Consider the following 15,516-nt stretch of genomic DNA (forward strand, 5'->3'; position numbering starts at 1 on the left):
ATTGTTTTTCAACAACGTAAAAGCCAGTTACTTTAATAAAGTTAACTGGCTTTTTTCTCTATATTAATACTTTACTAACTCTACTCCCTCAGGAAGTTTTGAATTCGTTAAGATATCTAGTTCTGTTAATCTCTCAAAGCAATAGGATGTACCATTTTTCAAATGATTATCTAAGAATGCAGGGTGAACCATAACCTCTACTGACCCAATATTATTATTTATTCTATCTTCTATTGTCTCAAAATAATTTATTGGAATATCACTACCATAAAAATCAGTTAATAATTGATCCGTAAAAGGTTTGATTCCATCAATTTTACTCTTTGGCGAAATTCTGACTGGAAGATCATACTTTTGAGATAATTTTGCAATTACAGGGTGAAGAATTGCGATCATGTGTACATGGTGATGACTATCTAAATGTGAAGGATTTAATCCATAAGAAAGAAACTTTTGAATTTGAGCATCCCATTCCTTTTCAACTTCTTCAACATTAATAACCGGATTGTCATACCAATAACTATTTTTAAGGAAATTCCCATTTTGATCAACAATTGTTTGTAGATCCGTTAATAAAGGTTTGCCCGCAGTTAATACAAGATGTACACCTAGTCCTAAAGTAGGATGTAATTTTGCTAATTCAATTCCATGCTCCAAAGCATACATATTCATCATCATTGTCGCAGAGTTCACTATTCCATTCAAATGAGCTTCAATAATGCCATAATTTACACCTTTTGAAAATCCGAAATCATCTGCATTTACAATAAGCTTCGTCATCAATCATTCCCCTTTTTTCATTTAGTATGATAAAAAGGGATGCACTCTTCCATTCGAGCTACATCCCTCTTTTTTAATCGTTAATTTGCTGCTACTTTTTCGTTTTTGAAAAATTGAGGTAAATGCTCTTTGTGAGCCTCTAACATTTCATCTAGAATTTGTTTTGCTAAGTTATCAGACCCAACTAGTGGGTTAATACACATAGCAAGTAATGCTGTTTTATAATCACCAGTTACTCCAGCTTCTGCAGCAACACGTTCGAAAGATTTAATTTGTTGAACTAAACCGCGTACTGCAACCGGCAAATCACCCATTGTAAGTGGTTTTGGACCATCTTTTGTAATAACGGCACTTACTTCAACAGCACAATCATCTGGAATTGATGCAATAGCACCATTATTCATTGTGTTAACAGGTTGGATATCACCTTTATTGTTATATAGAGATGAAATTAATCGGCATGCAGCATCACTATAATAAGCTCCGCCGCGTTTTTCTAATTGTGGTGGCTTACTATTTAAATTAGGATCTTTATATAATTCGAATAATGATTCTTCTAATTTTTTTACAACTTCAGCGCGCGTACCATCTTTTTTTGCTGCTTCAAGCTCTTCCTCTAGCATTACTTTTGTTTGATAGTAGTAGCGATGATACGGGCATGGAATCGCTCCAAGTGCTTCAATAAAATCAGGATTCCAATCCATTGCCTTAATATTTTGCATCGTCATGCTTTCAGCAGGGCGTGCAAACTCACTTACCACACGACTTGTTACGTCTTCACCATCTAATAATACTTTCGTTCCGTAAACCATATGATTTAATCCCATAAAATCAATATGTACCCGTTCAGCTTCTACTCCTAGACCTTTTGCAATGTTCATGTGAATATGAATAGGTACATTACATAAACCTACCACTTTACGGAAATTTGTATATCTTAAAATCGCTTCTGTTAAAATACCTGTAGGATTCGTAAAGTTTACTAGCCAAGCATTTGGACAAAGCTCCTCAATATCCTTAACGATATCTAAAATAACCGGGATTGTACGAAGTGCTTTAAACAGACCACCTGGACCATTTGTTTCTTGACCAATTACCCCATATTTTAAAGGGATACGTTCATCCTTCATACGAGCTTCAAGTAAGCCTACACGAAATTGCGTCGTAACAAAATCAGCATCTTTAAGAGCAGCTCGTCGATCAAGTGTTAAATGAATTTCCATTGGTACTCCTGCTTTTTCTACCATCCTTTTCGCAAGGTTTCCAACGATTTCAAGTTTCTCTCTACCTTCTTCAATATCCACTAACCATAGCTCTCTTACAGGTAGTTCATCATAACGTTTAATAAACCCTTCAACTAATTCTGGAGTATAACTTGAACCGCCACCAATTGTTGCTATTTTAATACCGTTTCTCATTTTCTTCACTCCTTCTATATGATAGGAGAAAAGTAGCCCGGTCATTCTAGAAAACTACTTTTCTATTTTCTCTTATTGATTTAATTTTTCATGTAGGAAAATTATTTCTGTTACTAAATCTCTCATCGTTAATGCATTCATTAAATGATCTTGAGCATGGATTAATAAGATACTTAATTCAACATTCTCTCCACGTGCTTCGCCTTGAATTAATGAAGTTTGTGCCTGATGCGCAAGATTTAATTCTTTCTTTGCTTCTTCAATCTTACTATTTGCTTCTTCTAAATTACCCGCTCGAGCAGCCTGCATCCCTTCCATTAATGAGCTTTTTGCGTTTCCTGCGTGTAAGATTAATTGGAATGCTGTTTGCTCGATTGTCGTTAAAGTACTCATTTCGTATCCTCCTCAAACTGCCTTACATAGCAGCACTTTGATTATTTGCTGCTTCTCTCATTTTTTTAGATTCCATACGTCGTTGTAGTGCAACGAAAGGTAAATAGATGACCACTGAGATCACTAAGTTGAATGCTGCTAAGGCTGCACCTGTCCAATGTCCACCTGTAATCAACCACCCACCTAAAATTGGTGGTGTTACCCATGGAATATTCGTAGTTACTGGGTGAACCATACCTAAAGAAATAGCTAAATATGAAATAACTGTTAAGATAATTGGTGTACCAATGAATGGTATTAACCACATTGGATTTAACACAATCGGTAATCCGAAAAGAACTGGTTCATTAATTTGGAATAAACCTGGTGCCCCACCTAATGCGATCATTTGTTTATTACGTTTTCGATTAATTAATATCATTGAAATGATTAACCCTAATGTAGCACCTGATCCACCTAAGAATACAAATGCATCAAAGAACTGGCCAGCCATTACATTATATTCACTCCACTTTGTAACACCTTTTGCTGCTAAATCAATATTTTCATTTCCTAAAGCTGTAAATAATGGTGTTGTAATTCCACCTAGTATATTTGGTCCATGTAAGCCAAGCATCCAGAAGAAATGAATAAAGAATGCAATACCGATAGCAAACGGTAAAGAGTCTGCAGCATTCGTTAATGGCTTAACAAGCACTGAGCTTAACCAATCATTAAAATAGACTCCATCCGATAAATATAATCTGAATAGTAATCCAACAATCGCGATCACAAAGATTGTTAGCATACCAGGTAAGAGCTTTGCAAATGCTTTTGAAACTGCTGGTGGTACACCATCTGGTAATTTAATAACTAATTGCTTTACTCTTGATAAGCGAACAAAAATTTCTGTTGCAATAATTGCAACGATTATTCCGGTAAATAGTGCAGTTGAATTAGTATAAGTAGAGTTCACTAATCCCCAAACACTACCAGTAGCTGTTTTTCCATTTTCTAATGTAACCGTTACAGTGTTTAATGATTGTGGCACTAGTACAAAATATGACGCTAATGCGACAAGCATTGCTTCAAATCCTTCATCACCATAAGAACGAGCCAATTTATAAGCAATCCCCACAACTGCAAAAACAGTCATAAATGCGAATGTTCCCCACCAAATGTCTCCACCTAATGTCTTCCAGTTCACTCCAAAAAGAGCTTCCATCATTTTGTCGTAACCTTTGATCGCTCCACCTAAATTATTAAATAAAACTGCAAATGAACCGACCATCGTAATGGCAATCATCCCGATTAACGCATCGCGTATTGCTAATAAATGACGTTGGTTACCGAACTTTGCTGCAGCTGGCATTATATATCTATCTACAAAATTCATCATTTTTTAAGACTCCTTTTTGTTTAAAATTTATGTAAGGTACATGACTATTTTTTTAAACTAAGTGCCAATTCTAAAACAGCTTCACCATTCATAAGTCCATAATGTACTGGATTGATTACATCAACTGGTATCCCTTTTGGCTCGGCAACTTTTTTCATTTCAGCAGCTAAATAACGTACTTGTGGTCCTAATAAAAGAACATCCGCTTTATCTAGATTTTCTTTTGCAGCATCACCCGATACTGCCCAAATCTTTACTTCAATTCCTTTTGCTTTTGCTGCATCCTCCATTTTAGTTACTAGTAAACTAGTAGACATCCCTGCTGAACAAGCTAATAAAATATTCATTGTTATTCCTCCAGTATTAGAATTAGTGTAGCGCTTACAGATTTGTTTGAACGTAAGAAACAAGTCCTTCTAGCAACTACAAATTTATTTATTTTGTACACTCTTTATATAGCAAATGGCGTGCCAACTTTTTCTGATTAATTGAAAAATATATAATTTAATCTTTAAAACCTTGTCCTATAAGGCATCATAGTCATAAAATCTTTTTCTTTGCTTTAAAAGGGAAAGAACTTAAAACGTCTAGTGTGTTAAATCTAGTTCGTCAATCTTCTTAATTTGTTTTAGTGTGTTGTTCCTCTGTTAGTGTGTCGTGATTTATGTACACTAAATTGTAGTGTTTTAAAACACTTTTATGATTCTTACTTAAATTATACATTTTGTACTAAGTAATCTATTAAAAAAAGTGATGTAGAATTAATCTACACCACTTTTTATCAATAATTAAAGTGAAACTTTTTCATGCAAGTAAATAATTTCCTCTACTAAATCTCTTGTTGTAAGAGTGTTCATTAAATGATCCTGTGCATGTACTAAAAGAATATTGATTTTGTATTGTTGCCCACCTGCTTCACTTTGTATAAGTGAAGTTTGTGAATGATGAGCCAGCCTAAGTTCGGCATTCGCCTCGTTTACTTTTCTACGAGCTTCCTCGAACTCTCCATCACGAGCTTTATACATTGCTTCCATTAATAAACTCTTAGCATTACCGGAATGTAATATAAGCTGAAATGCAATTTGTTCATTATTTGTGTCGGTAGGCATTTTCACTCTTCTCCTTCACATTCTATTATACATTCAATGAATTACTACTTGTCGTTTCTGTTGACTTTCTAACTTCCATTCTTTCTGCAACAACAACGAACGGTAAGTAAATAACGATTGAAATCACTACGTTTACAAGTGCTAAAACTGCACCGCTCCAGTGTCCTCCAGTAGCTAAATAGCCACCGATAACTGGTGGAGTTACCCAAGGGATTGTAGAGACAACTGGGAAAACAATATGTGATTGAACAGCTAAATAAGAAATAATAGTTAAAACAATTGGAGTAATGATAAATGGTATTAACCACACTGGGTTTAACACAATTGGTAATCCGAAAATAATTGGTTCATTAATATTAAATAGTCCTGGAGGTGTTCCTAATGCAATCATCTGTTTATGACGTTTACGGTTAACTAAGAACATTGCAACAAGTAAACCGATTGTAGTACCCGATCCACCCATATATACGAATGCGTCTAAGAATGGCCCTGCTAACACAGAATACTTATCTAAATCTGTCACACCTTTTGCGTATAAATCGATGTTATGGTTACCTAAAGTTGTTAATAAAGGAGTTGTAATCCCCCCTAAAATATTTGGACCATGTAATCCAAGCGCCCAGAAGAAATGGACAAAGAATGCAATCGCAACTGCAAATCCTAATGAATCTGCTGCATCAGTTAATGGTTTTACAAGAACCGAATTTAACCAATCATTAAAGAATACGCCGTTTGAAATGTATAATCTGAACAGTAAGCCAATTAATGCAACGATAAAAATTGTTAGCATTCCTGGTAATAACTTTGCAAATGCTTTTGATACTGCTGGTGGAACGCCATCTGGCAATTTAATAACTAATTTTTTCACTCTAGCTAAACGTACAAAAATTTCAGTCGCAATAATTGCAACGATAATTCCGGTAAATAAAGCCGTTGAGTTTAATGAATTCCAACTAATAAAACCCCAAGTTCCACCTGTAGCTGTCTTACCACCATTTAACGTAACAGAAACTGCAGCTAATGATTGTGGAACAAGTACAAAGTAACACGCTAATGCAACAAGCATAGCTTCAAAACCTTCATCACCATAAGAACGAGCTAATCTATGCGCAATCCCTACTACGGCAAATACTGTCATAAATGCAAATGTTCCCCACCAAATATCACTTCCTAGTGTTTTCCAGTTTGCACCAAAGACTGTTTCCATCATTTTGTCGTAGCCGTGGATTGCGCCACCTAAGTTATTAATAAGTACAGCAAACGCTCCAATCATCGTAATGGCAATCATTCCAATTAACGCATCACGGATCGCTAACAAATGACGTTGATTACCAAACTTCGCTGCAGCAGGCATTATATACTTCTCAGCAAAACGCATCATTCAAATACACCTTCTTTTCTCTCTAGATTTTTAATTTCCCGTTTTATTTTTTCAAATTTAAAGCCATTTCCAGTACAGCTTCTCCATTCATCAATCCATAATGTACTGGATTAATCGTATCTACTGGTATCCCTTTAGGTTCAGCTAGTTTCTTCAATTCTGAGGCTAGATAACGAACCTGTGGACCAAGTAGTAATACATCGGCTTTGGCTAAATTTTCTTTTGCTTCATCACCAGCAACAGCCCATATTGTTGCCTGAATTCCTTTTGCCTTAGCTGCTTGTTCCATTTTTTCAACTAGTAGACTAGTCGACATCCCTGCAGAACATACCAATAAAATATTCATCCTACACCTCCTCAATTTTCCTCGTCGATGAAACGCTTACATTTTTACAAATAATGACAAAAGAATTACGCGTTTCAAAGACAAGTTATGTAATCAATTTAAATATTGCAAATTCTGTGCCAATATTCTAAAAAATCTATCTTTTTAAATACGCAACAAAAAAACCTTGATAAATCAAGGTTTTCAAAACGTAACATTTATTCAAAATATTAGTGTTTTATAAGTGTGTAAGCACAATTGGTACTGTGTTTACAATCACACAATAGTGTGTTGCCAAATTACACAATCTAAACGATTCCCTAAGCTGAAGTGTGTCATTCAGTAACACATTAATACTATTCTTCAACTGTTAAATGAGATTTACAAAATTCGAATACTTCTTTTTCTTCATCTTCTTCCAAATCAAAATCTAAATACTGATTTGATTCAGCTTCATACAAGTCATATTTAATTAATTTTGACTCGTCACCATTGACTCCAAAAAGTACTTTTATGTATATACCTTTTTCATTAAATAATTCATCATCCTCTGGTACATTGATATAAAGAATAAACTCATATCGATCACCCTCAATGATACCAAATGGATCTTTTATTTCTTCTACAGTGTATTCTGCAATCGTTAACACAAAAACATTCCCTTCAATTTTAATATGTACTATTATACACAAAGGAATGGACAAAAAGAAAGACGCCTGCCGCAGCAGACGTCTTGATGCGTTTGAGGCGAGAGACCGGGCGGCCACATCCGCGCGTTTAGCTTGCGCATATCTCTCGTCTTACTCAAATTAGCTCATCGCAAAGAGTAATATATCATATATTTAGGAAAAAGAATAGAGGAAAAAAATAGAAGGAGCAATAATAACCGAATAATTTTATAAATATATAATCAATCGGTCTTTTTTTAGGAAATTTAAAATTTAATTAATCATCCTCTAATTTAGAAACAGAATTTGATGATTTTTAGGTCGATGCAGTATTTTTTCTTTTTAGATGTTGAGTACAGATTATAAGTTTCATTAAACTTTAATTCTCTTTCCATTTCACCTCTATTGAATTTTGCCATTTCTTCAAAAACCCAAGAATTCATATCCATTTAAATGACCTCCTTTTATTTACTTTAAATATATGACTTTAAGTTAAGGGAACCCATTCTTCATTAGATGGAGTTAAAGTACATCTTTGGTTGTAGGAAAAAGATAGGATTTAAGGCTGAGATTTAGGTATTAACGGAGGAAAAATAAAAACCGAGTGATAAGATCTGTTAATTAACGAATCTTATCACTCGGTTTATTTTTTTAGCGCGCTCGACAGGATTCGAACCTGCGACACACGGTACCGGAAACCGATGCTCTATCCACTGAGCTACGAACGCATTATAATTTTAAGTTTAAAATAAGTATATCGTATCTGTCGCCCCAATCTCAGTAAGTTAATGCAAGGAGTGGCTCGATTGGTTTTCACTAGAAATATGTTTACTCTGCCCCACCCTTGCCTCAGTATGTAATTGCAAGGAGTGGCTCGGCAAGTGCGCTCGAAGTTGTTTCATGGGTGCATATTCATTCGTGCTCTATCCACTGAGCTACGAACGCATATTATATAAAGGGGTAAATAAGTATATCGTATTGTCGCCCCAATCTCAGTAAGCTTAAGCAAGTAGCAGCTCGATTGGTTTTTCACCAGAAATATGTTTACTCTGCCCCACCCTTGCCTCAGTATGTAATTGCAAGGAGTGGCTCGGCAAGTGCGCTCGAAGTTGTTTCATGGGTGCATATTCATTCGTGCTCTATCCACTGAGCTACGAACGCATATTATATAAAGGGGTAAATAAGTATATCGTATTGTCGCCCCAATCTCAGTAAGCTTAAGCAAGTAGCAGCTCGATTGGTTTTTCACCAGAAATATGTTTACCCTGTCTCACCATTGCCTCAGTATGTCATTGCAAGGAGTGGCTCGGCAAGTGCGCTCGAAGTTGTTTCATGGGTGCATATTCATTCGTGCTCTATCCACTGAGCTACGAACGCATGTTGTATAAAAGGGTAAATAAGTATATCGTATTGTCGCCCCAATCTCAGTAAGTTAATGCAAGGAGTGGTTCGATTGGTTTTCACTAGAAATATGTTTACTCTGTCCCACCCTTGCCTCAGTATGTAATTGCAAGGAGTGGCTCGGCAAGTGCGCTCGAAGTTGTTTCATGGGTGCATATTCATTCGTGCTCTATCCACTGAGCTACGAACACGTATTGTATAAAGGGTAAGTAAGTATATCGTATTGTGCCCCAATCTCAGTAGGTAGTTGCAAGTAGCGGCTCGATTAGTGCGCTGATGTTTCGCTAAATAGCTTACCCGTAGGTTTATAAGAAATTCTTATGTTTTATTATATCGTTAGAATGTTCTGACCGCAATGATTTAGGTTTTTTTGAGTGCGAAAATAAATATAATTTTGATGTACTCTGTAAATAGGGGACTTTTTTTATTGTTTGCTTCTTTCGTTCTCATCTTGGAATGTCTACTTTCTTTTCATAGGCCTTGAATAAGCTTTAATCAATTAGTTAGTAGTTTTTTAACTTATCAAAAGAAAAACTACATAAAGTTACGTTTAATAATAGGAAAAGTCGTTAATGATGTTGAAGTATTAGATAAATAGATATGTTATAAAAGGTCAATATTTTTTAGTTTAAATAATACATTAAATTAGCATCTCTTTTATTTGACCTTTTCTGACCTTAAAGGTATTATTGTATTAATCATTCATTTGTTTTAAACAAGGAGGAGAAAAAATGAATTTAATTCCTACAGTTATTGAACAAACAAGTCGTGGTGAGCGTGCGTATGATATATACTCTCGTCTATTAAAAGATCGCATCATCATGTTAGGTAGCGCAATCGATGATAACGTAGCTAACTCAATTGTTTCACAACTTTTATTTTTAGCAGCAGAAGATCCAGATAAGGATATTTCATTATACATAAATAGTCCAGGAGGAAGTATTACTGCTGGTATGGCTATTTATGATACGATGAACTTTATTAAGCCACAAGTATCTACAATTTGTATTGGTATGGCGGCTTCAATGGGTGCTTTCTTATTATCTGCTGGGGAAAAAGGAAAGAGATATGCTCTTCCAAATGCTGAAGTTATGATTCACCAACCATTAGGTGGTGCTCAAGGTCAAGCTACTGAAATCGAAATTGCAGCTAAGCGAATCTTGTTCTTACGTGATAAATTAAACAAAATTCTTGCAGATCGTACTGGTCAACCATTAGATACGATCGAGCGTGATACAGAGCGCGATAACTTTATGACTGCAGACCGTGCATTAGAATACGGATTAATTGATAAAGTAATTTCTAATACTACAGCTATTAAATAATGATAAAAAACTAGCCGTAATTTTTCGGCTAGTTTTTTTATAGAAAAAATTGGACATCCAACTTGTGAATGTCCAATTACATTAAATTTCTTCTCCGATAAAATCCATTACAGCTTCCATCGCTTCAACTTCATCGTCGCCCGTAACAGTAATTACGATTTCTTCGCCATGAGGTACAGCAAGACTCATAACACCCATGATACTCTTTACGTTTACTTGTTTACCTTTGTAAGCTAATAATACTTCTGAACGAAATCTCGTAGCAACTTGAACAAATTGTGCTGCTGGACGAGCCTGTATTCCTGTTTCTAATAGTACTCTCCCTTTTTTCTCAATCATTTTTTCTTCCCTCTTAACTTTTATTTTAATTTTATTGATTCTCCCGCTCTTAGTTTATCAGCTATTTCATCAATTTTACGTAGTCGATGATTGATTCCTGATTTACTAATTGCACCGCTAGATACCATTTCACCTAACTCTTTTAATGTTACATCCTCATACGCTACTCGAAGTTCTGCAATTTCACGTAGCTTTGGGGGTAATATATCTAAACCAACTGAGCTTTGGATATAACGTATATTTTCAATTTGCCTGAAGGCTGCACTGATTGTTTTATTTAAGTTCGCAGTTTCACAATTTACTAGACGATTAACACTGTTTCTCATATCTCTTACAATGCGGATATCTTCAAACCTTAATAAAGCTGAATGTGCACCAACAACGTTTAAAAACTCAGTAATTTTTTCCGCTTCCTTTAAGTACGTAATATAGCCTTTACGTCTCTCCAATGTTTTAGCATTTAATCCGAATTCATTCATTAGACGACAAATTTCTTCTGTATGCTCCTTATATAGTGAAAAAATTTCTAAATGATATGAAGATGTCTCTGGATTATTTACCGAACCACCAGCTAGAAAGGCACCTCTTAAATAGGAGCGTTTACAACATTTCTTCGTAATTAGCTCTTTCGCTATTTCATTCGTAAAGGTAAATCCTTCACCAGTTATATAAAGATCATTTAAAATATGTTTCGCTTCTTCTTTTATTCGAACAATATATACATTGTTCTTTTTAAGACGCATTTTTTTACGAACGAGCAATTCAACGTCCACATCATAAACACGTTTAATTAATACATATATCCTTCTAGCAATTGCTGCATTTTCAGTAACTACATCTACAATAAATTGGCGATTCGCAATTGATAATGAACCATTCATTCGAATTAAAGAGGATAGCTCAGATTTTGAACAACAATCTTTGATCTCAATCGTTGTTAATTCTTTTTTCGTTTCTGATGCAAAGGACATTTGAATCACCCCCTCCTTCTAGCACTATATATTTTTTCATTAATCTTTTATTTTTGTCGGAATTAGATCACATAAGATTTCAGCTAACTTTACTGTATCATGCCTAATCACATTATCATCGTATTTAACGATCGACTTATGAACAATTTCTAGATCTAAAGCTTCAAGCTCATTTATATCTAGTTTTACTTGTTGAGCATGTTCTTCCTTATAAAGTTCTAAAATATTTTTAGGCATTGTGCCTTCATTTACAATAATTGTATCAATAAAACTTGAGTCTAAATGCTGATATAGAGCCTTCACATGATCACTAGCTGTATAATGTAAAGTTTCACCCGCTTGAGTCATCACATTACATACATATACTTTTTTTGCTTTTGAATTTACAACAGCCTTCCCAATATTAGTAACTAATAGATTAGGAAGGATACTCGTATATAAACTACCCGGTCCGATTACAATTAAGTCAGCACGATTAATTTCATCAAGCGCCTCTTTTAAAGGTTCAACATTTCGTGGCGCTAAAAATACTCTTTTAATCTTGTTACCAGAATAAGGAATTTTCGACTCACCTGAAACAATTGTGCCATCTTCTAATTCAGCTTTTAATACGACACTTTGATTAGCTGCTGGTATAACTTTCCCTCTAACATTTAATACCCTTCTCATTTCAATGATTGCACGGTAAAAATCACCTGTAATCGCAGTCATGGCACTTAGCATTAAATTACCTAGAGAATGTCCAGAAAGGTCTCCAGATGTTGCAAATCGATGTTGGAATAATTCTTCTAACATCGGTTCCACATCAGATAACGCGGCAAGTACATTTCGGACATCACCAGGCGGTGGAATTTTTAACTCGTCACGTAATCGTCCAGAGCTACCACCATCATCTGCGACTGTAACGATAGCGGTAATATCAACGGGATGTTTTTTCAACCCACGAACTAAAACTGATAGTCCCGTTCCGCCTCCAATTATTACTATTCTTGAACGTTGACTAACCATTACTTATGACTCCTTTTTTCAACGTCCCGATGACTAACATTCGTATCATATTGATCTTTATAGTAGTTAGCTAAATACTCCGCTAAAGTAACAGAGCGATGCTGTCCACCTGTACATCCAATCGCAATGATAAGTTGTCGTTTACCTTCTCTTTTATATTGAGGTAACATAAAACTAATTAAATCAATTAATTTCAGCATAAATTCGGTTGTTTCATTAAATTTAAGAACATAAGAGGAAACTTCTTCATCTAAGCCAGTTAAAGGACGCATTGACTCAATATAAAATGGGTTTGGTAAAAATCGTACGTCAAATACTAAATCTGCATCAATCGGTATTCCATACTTAAAACCGAATGACTGAATATTTACTGAAAAACCTTCTTGTTCATTTTCTCTAAATTGTTCAATTATTTTTTCTCGTAATATTTTAGGTTTTAAATCTGAAGTATCATAAATTAATTGTGCACGCCCTTTTACTTCGGCTAAAAGAGTACGTTCCAACTCAATTCCTTTTAGTGGAGATCCCGTTGGAGAAAGTGGATGTGAGCGACGAGTTTCTTTGTAACGAGTAACAAGTGCAGCATTCGTTGCATCTAAAAATAAAATTTGAGGGATGATTGAAGGAGTAGACATTAATTGATCTAACGAGTTCCCTAACTGATCAAAAAATTCTCTTCCTCGTAAATCCATAACAAGAGCAACTTTATCTGTTGTATTGTGATCCGGGTCCTTTAATAGCTCTACAAATTTTGGAAGTAGAGCAGGAGGAAGATTATCAACACAGAAATAACCGATATCTTCTAACGCTTGAACAACGACAGTCTTTCCAGCACCTGACATTCCAGTTATAATAACCATTTTCACATGTGATCTTGTAGGCATTTAACTCAACCCTTTCTATAATTTAGGTTAACTAGGATTTAATCGATACCTTAATAATTCAAAATCCGGTGTATAAACAAAGGTACCATGTAAAATTTCTGTACCCTTTAGTAAATAATCAATAATATGATAATCACCTGCTGCCATAGGAAGATTTTTCACTTCATCTATTGCATGCCAGCGAAGAATTCCTTCTTCACACTCATCTTGATTTTCACCGTCAAACTCGGTAGCCAAAAATGAAAACATCATCCATTCATTCACTACCTTAGCATCTTCTTCTATAATAATTGTAAAAACACCTTTTAATTTTGGATTTTTTAAGTAAACACCTGTTTCTTCACGATATTCACGAACAACTGCTTCTCTAATGTTTTCACCTGGCTCCATCTTACCGCCGGGTGCAACCCACCAGTTTCTTCTAGGTTTTTGTAGCAAGAGGATATTATTTTCATTTTCCAAAACACAATGTGTAACTCTTTGCATTTCTTATACCTCACTTACAATTTGGACTTGCAGTTGGTTGAAACTGCCCAATCTATATTATACCGTTAAACTAGTCAGACAACAACTTGTTAAGAGGGGGAATTAAGGTAGAAAGGTCAGGGTCCTAGCTAAAGGAAAAGATTTTGTGGGTTCGAACTACAGTTGAGGAACAAAATCGATCACATTCGGAGAAAATAAAGAAAACTCACTGATTTACGAGCTTTATTACAGAACACTAAAGGCGTAGTCACACTTATAATTAATTGCTACTTCGTCAGATCCTCCTTCGTTGCTACGAATTTATACTTTAATGCACAAAAAAAGGGAACATGGACAAGCGCATATCCATGTTCCTATATATATTAGGGGGCTCTCTGGTTATTGTCTATATTACAGTAACTATATTTCAGGAGAGTTACACCCTAATTACATATAAGTTTCAGAATATTACAATTTTGTTCACAATTCTAAAACTTATTTTTTATATTTCAGTTGATCGTTTTTAATCAAGATTAGTTAGTTTTAGATAATTCCTCTTTTAATTCCTCAATATAATGTTGTACTGCTTGAGCAGCAATACTTCCGTCTCCAGTAGCTGTTACAACTTGACGTAAAGTTTTTTCACGAACATCACCAGCAGCAAAAATACCAGGTACTCTTGTTTCCATTACATCATTTGTTTCGATATAACCATTTTCATTTGTAATACCTAAACTTAAGAATGGTTTTGTTAATGGGAGCATTCCAATATAGATAAATACGCCATCTGTTTTAAATTCAGACTCTTCACCATTTTGAGTATCTACAAGTGTTACGCTACTTACTTTACCATCAGTTCCGTTAATTTCTTTAATTGTAGAATTCCAAATAAATGAAATCTTTTCATTTGCAAATGCACGGTCTTGAAGAATTTTTTGAGCTCGTAATTGATCTCTGCGGTGAACGATTGTAACTTTAGAAGCATATCGAGTTAAATATACGCCTTCTTCTACTGCTGAATCTCCTCCACCTATAACGACTAATTCTTTATCCTTAAAGAATGCTCCATCACAAACTGCACAGTAAGATACACCACGTCCTCCAAGCTCTTGCTCACCAGGAACACCAATTTTTTTGTATTCTGCACCAGTTGAAATAATAATTGCACGTGCTTTGTATTCTTTTTTACCAGCAACTATTGTTTTATATTCTTTACCGTCGATAATTTCTTTAATGTCACCATAAGCGTATTCAGCACCAAATTTTTTCGCGTGATCAAACATTTTATTTGATAAATCTGGACCTAAAATACTATCAAAACCTGGGTAGTTTTCGATTTCTTCAGTATTTGCCATCTGGCCACCTGGAATACCACGTTCCATCATTAATGTAGAAAGATTTGCACGAGATGTATATACTGCTGCAGTCATCCCTGCAGGACCAGCTCCAATGATAATAACATCATAAATTTTTTCTTCCATTACTTAATCACTCCTTGTACTTAAATGGCTAATTGCCCTACTTCATTAACTATCACTATCCTAATACGCGATGACATAAAACAACAAATCATATGCTCATGATAAAGAAAACTCTTTGACTGACAATCCTTTTAGGAGAAGTCAGAGGTATAGTTGCACTTTAATCGGCTACCACGTCGAGTACAAATCC

Annotated in this window: 17 protein-coding genes and 1 tRNA gene; 1 reads left to right on the forward strand and 17 read right to left on the reverse strand. The window is 35.0% G+C overall.

Annotated features, from left to right (window positions below; translation table 11 throughout):
* Positions 1-63: 63 nt before the first annotated feature.
* From chbG to MY490_RS20155, 11 genes are all read right to left on the reverse strand, one after another.
* The gene (chbG, locus tag MY490_RS20105; protein WP_248267233.1) at positions 64-780 is read right to left on the reverse strand and encodes a chitin disaccharide deacetylase; all 717 of its coding nucleotides are present in this window, start codon (positions 778-780) and stop codon (positions 64-66) included.
* 80 nt (positions 781-860) lie between these two features.
* A complete protein-coding gene (locus MY490_RS20110; RefSeq protein ID WP_248267234.1) occupies positions 861-2,198 on the reverse strand; it encodes a 6-phospho-beta-glucosidase in 1,338 nt (445 codons plus the stop codon).
* A 72-nt stretch (positions 2,199-2,270) separates the two neighbouring features.
* A complete protein-coding gene (locus MY490_RS20115; protein WP_248267235.1) occupies positions 2,271-2,591 on the reverse strand; it encodes a PTS lactose/cellobiose transporter subunit IIA in 321 nt (106 codons plus the stop codon).
* Positions 2,592-2,613: 22 nt separating this feature from the next.
* Positions 2,614-3,969, reverse strand: a complete 1,356-nt coding sequence (locus MY490_RS20120) for a PTS sugar transporter subunit IIC (RefSeq protein WP_248267236.1) — start codon at positions 3,967-3,969, stop codon at positions 2,614-2,616.
* 44 nt (positions 3,970-4,013) lie between these two features.
* Positions 4,014-4,316 (reverse strand): PTS sugar transporter subunit IIB, encoded by a 303-nt coding sequence (locus tag MY490_RS20125; protein WP_097973524.1) that lies wholly within the window; start codon positions 4,314-4,316, stop codon positions 4,014-4,016.
* Between the two features lie 441 nt (positions 4,317-4,757).
* The gene (locus MY490_RS20130) at positions 4,758-5,078 is read right to left on the reverse strand and encodes a PTS sugar transporter subunit IIA (RefSeq protein ID WP_248267237.1); all 321 of its coding nucleotides are present in this window, start codon (positions 5,076-5,078) and stop codon (positions 4,758-4,760) included.
* A gap of 25 nt (positions 5,079-5,103) precedes the next feature.
* Positions 5,104-6,459, reverse strand: a complete 1,356-nt coding sequence (locus tag MY490_RS20135; protein WP_248267238.1) for a PTS sugar transporter subunit IIC — start codon at positions 6,457-6,459, stop codon at positions 5,104-5,106.
* Between the two features lie 43 nt (positions 6,460-6,502).
* Positions 6,503-6,805, reverse strand: a complete 303-nt coding sequence (locus tag MY490_RS20140) for a PTS sugar transporter subunit IIB (RefSeq protein ID WP_248267239.1) — start codon at positions 6,803-6,805, stop codon at positions 6,503-6,505.
* 335 nt (positions 6,806-7,140) lie between these two features.
* Positions 7,141-7,434, reverse strand: coding sequence for a DUF6509 family protein (locus tag MY490_RS20145; protein ID WP_248267240.1), 294 nt, complete (start codon positions 7,432-7,434; stop codon positions 7,141-7,143).
* Between the two features lie 311 nt (positions 7,435-7,745).
* Positions 7,746-7,901 (reverse strand): hypothetical protein, encoded by a 156-nt coding sequence (locus MY490_RS20150; RefSeq protein WP_248267241.1) that lies wholly within the window; start codon positions 7,899-7,901, stop codon positions 7,746-7,748.
* A gap of 206 nt (positions 7,902-8,107) precedes the next feature.
* Positions 8,108-8,180: transfer RNA gene (locus MY490_RS20155), tRNA-Arg, on the reverse strand.
* A 1,404-nt stretch (positions 8,181-9,584) separates the two neighbouring features.
* Here MY490_RS20155 and clpP point away from each other — a divergent pair.
* Positions 9,585-10,178, forward strand: a complete 594-nt coding sequence (gene clpP, locus MY490_RS20160; RefSeq protein ID WP_248267242.1) for an ATP-dependent Clp endopeptidase proteolytic subunit ClpP — start codon at positions 9,585-9,587, stop codon at positions 10,176-10,178.
* 81 nt (positions 10,179-10,259) lie between these two features.
* Here the strand turns inward: clpP and MY490_RS20165 are convergent, their stop codons facing one another.
* The 6 genes from MY490_RS20165 to trxB form a co-directional block, all read right to left on the reverse strand.
* Positions 10,260-10,517, reverse strand: a complete 258-nt coding sequence (locus tag MY490_RS20165) for an HPr family phosphocarrier protein (protein WP_025568719.1) — start codon at positions 10,515-10,517, stop codon at positions 10,260-10,262.
* 20 nt (positions 10,518-10,537) lie between these two features.
* Positions 10,538-11,488, reverse strand: a complete 951-nt coding sequence (whiA, locus tag MY490_RS20170) for a DNA-binding protein WhiA (protein ID WP_248267243.1) — start codon at positions 11,486-11,488, stop codon at positions 10,538-10,540.
* Between the two features lie 39 nt (positions 11,489-11,527).
* Positions 11,528-12,496, reverse strand: a complete 969-nt coding sequence (locus MY490_RS20175; protein ID WP_248267244.1) for a gluconeogenesis factor YvcK family protein — start codon at positions 12,494-12,496, stop codon at positions 11,528-11,530.
* A complete protein-coding gene (gene rapZ, locus MY490_RS20180; RefSeq protein ID WP_098231993.1) occupies positions 12,496-13,380 on the reverse strand; it encodes an RNase adapter RapZ in 885 nt (294 codons plus the stop codon). Before rapZ ends, MY490_RS20175 begins: the two co-directional genes overlap by 1 nt.
* A 27-nt stretch (positions 13,381-13,407) precedes the next feature.
* Complete coding sequence (locus tag MY490_RS20185) at positions 13,408-13,866, reverse strand: NUDIX hydrolase (protein ID WP_248267245.1); 459 nt, start codon at positions 13,864-13,866, stop codon at positions 13,408-13,410.
* A gap of 512 nt (positions 13,867-14,378) precedes the next feature.
* On the reverse strand, positions 14,379-15,326 hold the full coding sequence (gene trxB / locus MY490_RS20190) for a thioredoxin-disulfide reductase (RefSeq protein WP_248267246.1): 948 nt from the start codon (positions 15,324-15,326) through the stop codon (positions 14,379-14,381).
* Positions 15,327-15,516: the final 190 nt, after the last annotated feature.

Origin of the sequence: Gottfriedia acidiceleris (assembly GCF_023115465.1) — a bacterium.
GTDB lineage: Bacteria > Bacillota > Bacilli > Bacillales > Bacillaceae_G > Gottfriedia > Gottfriedia acidiceleris_B.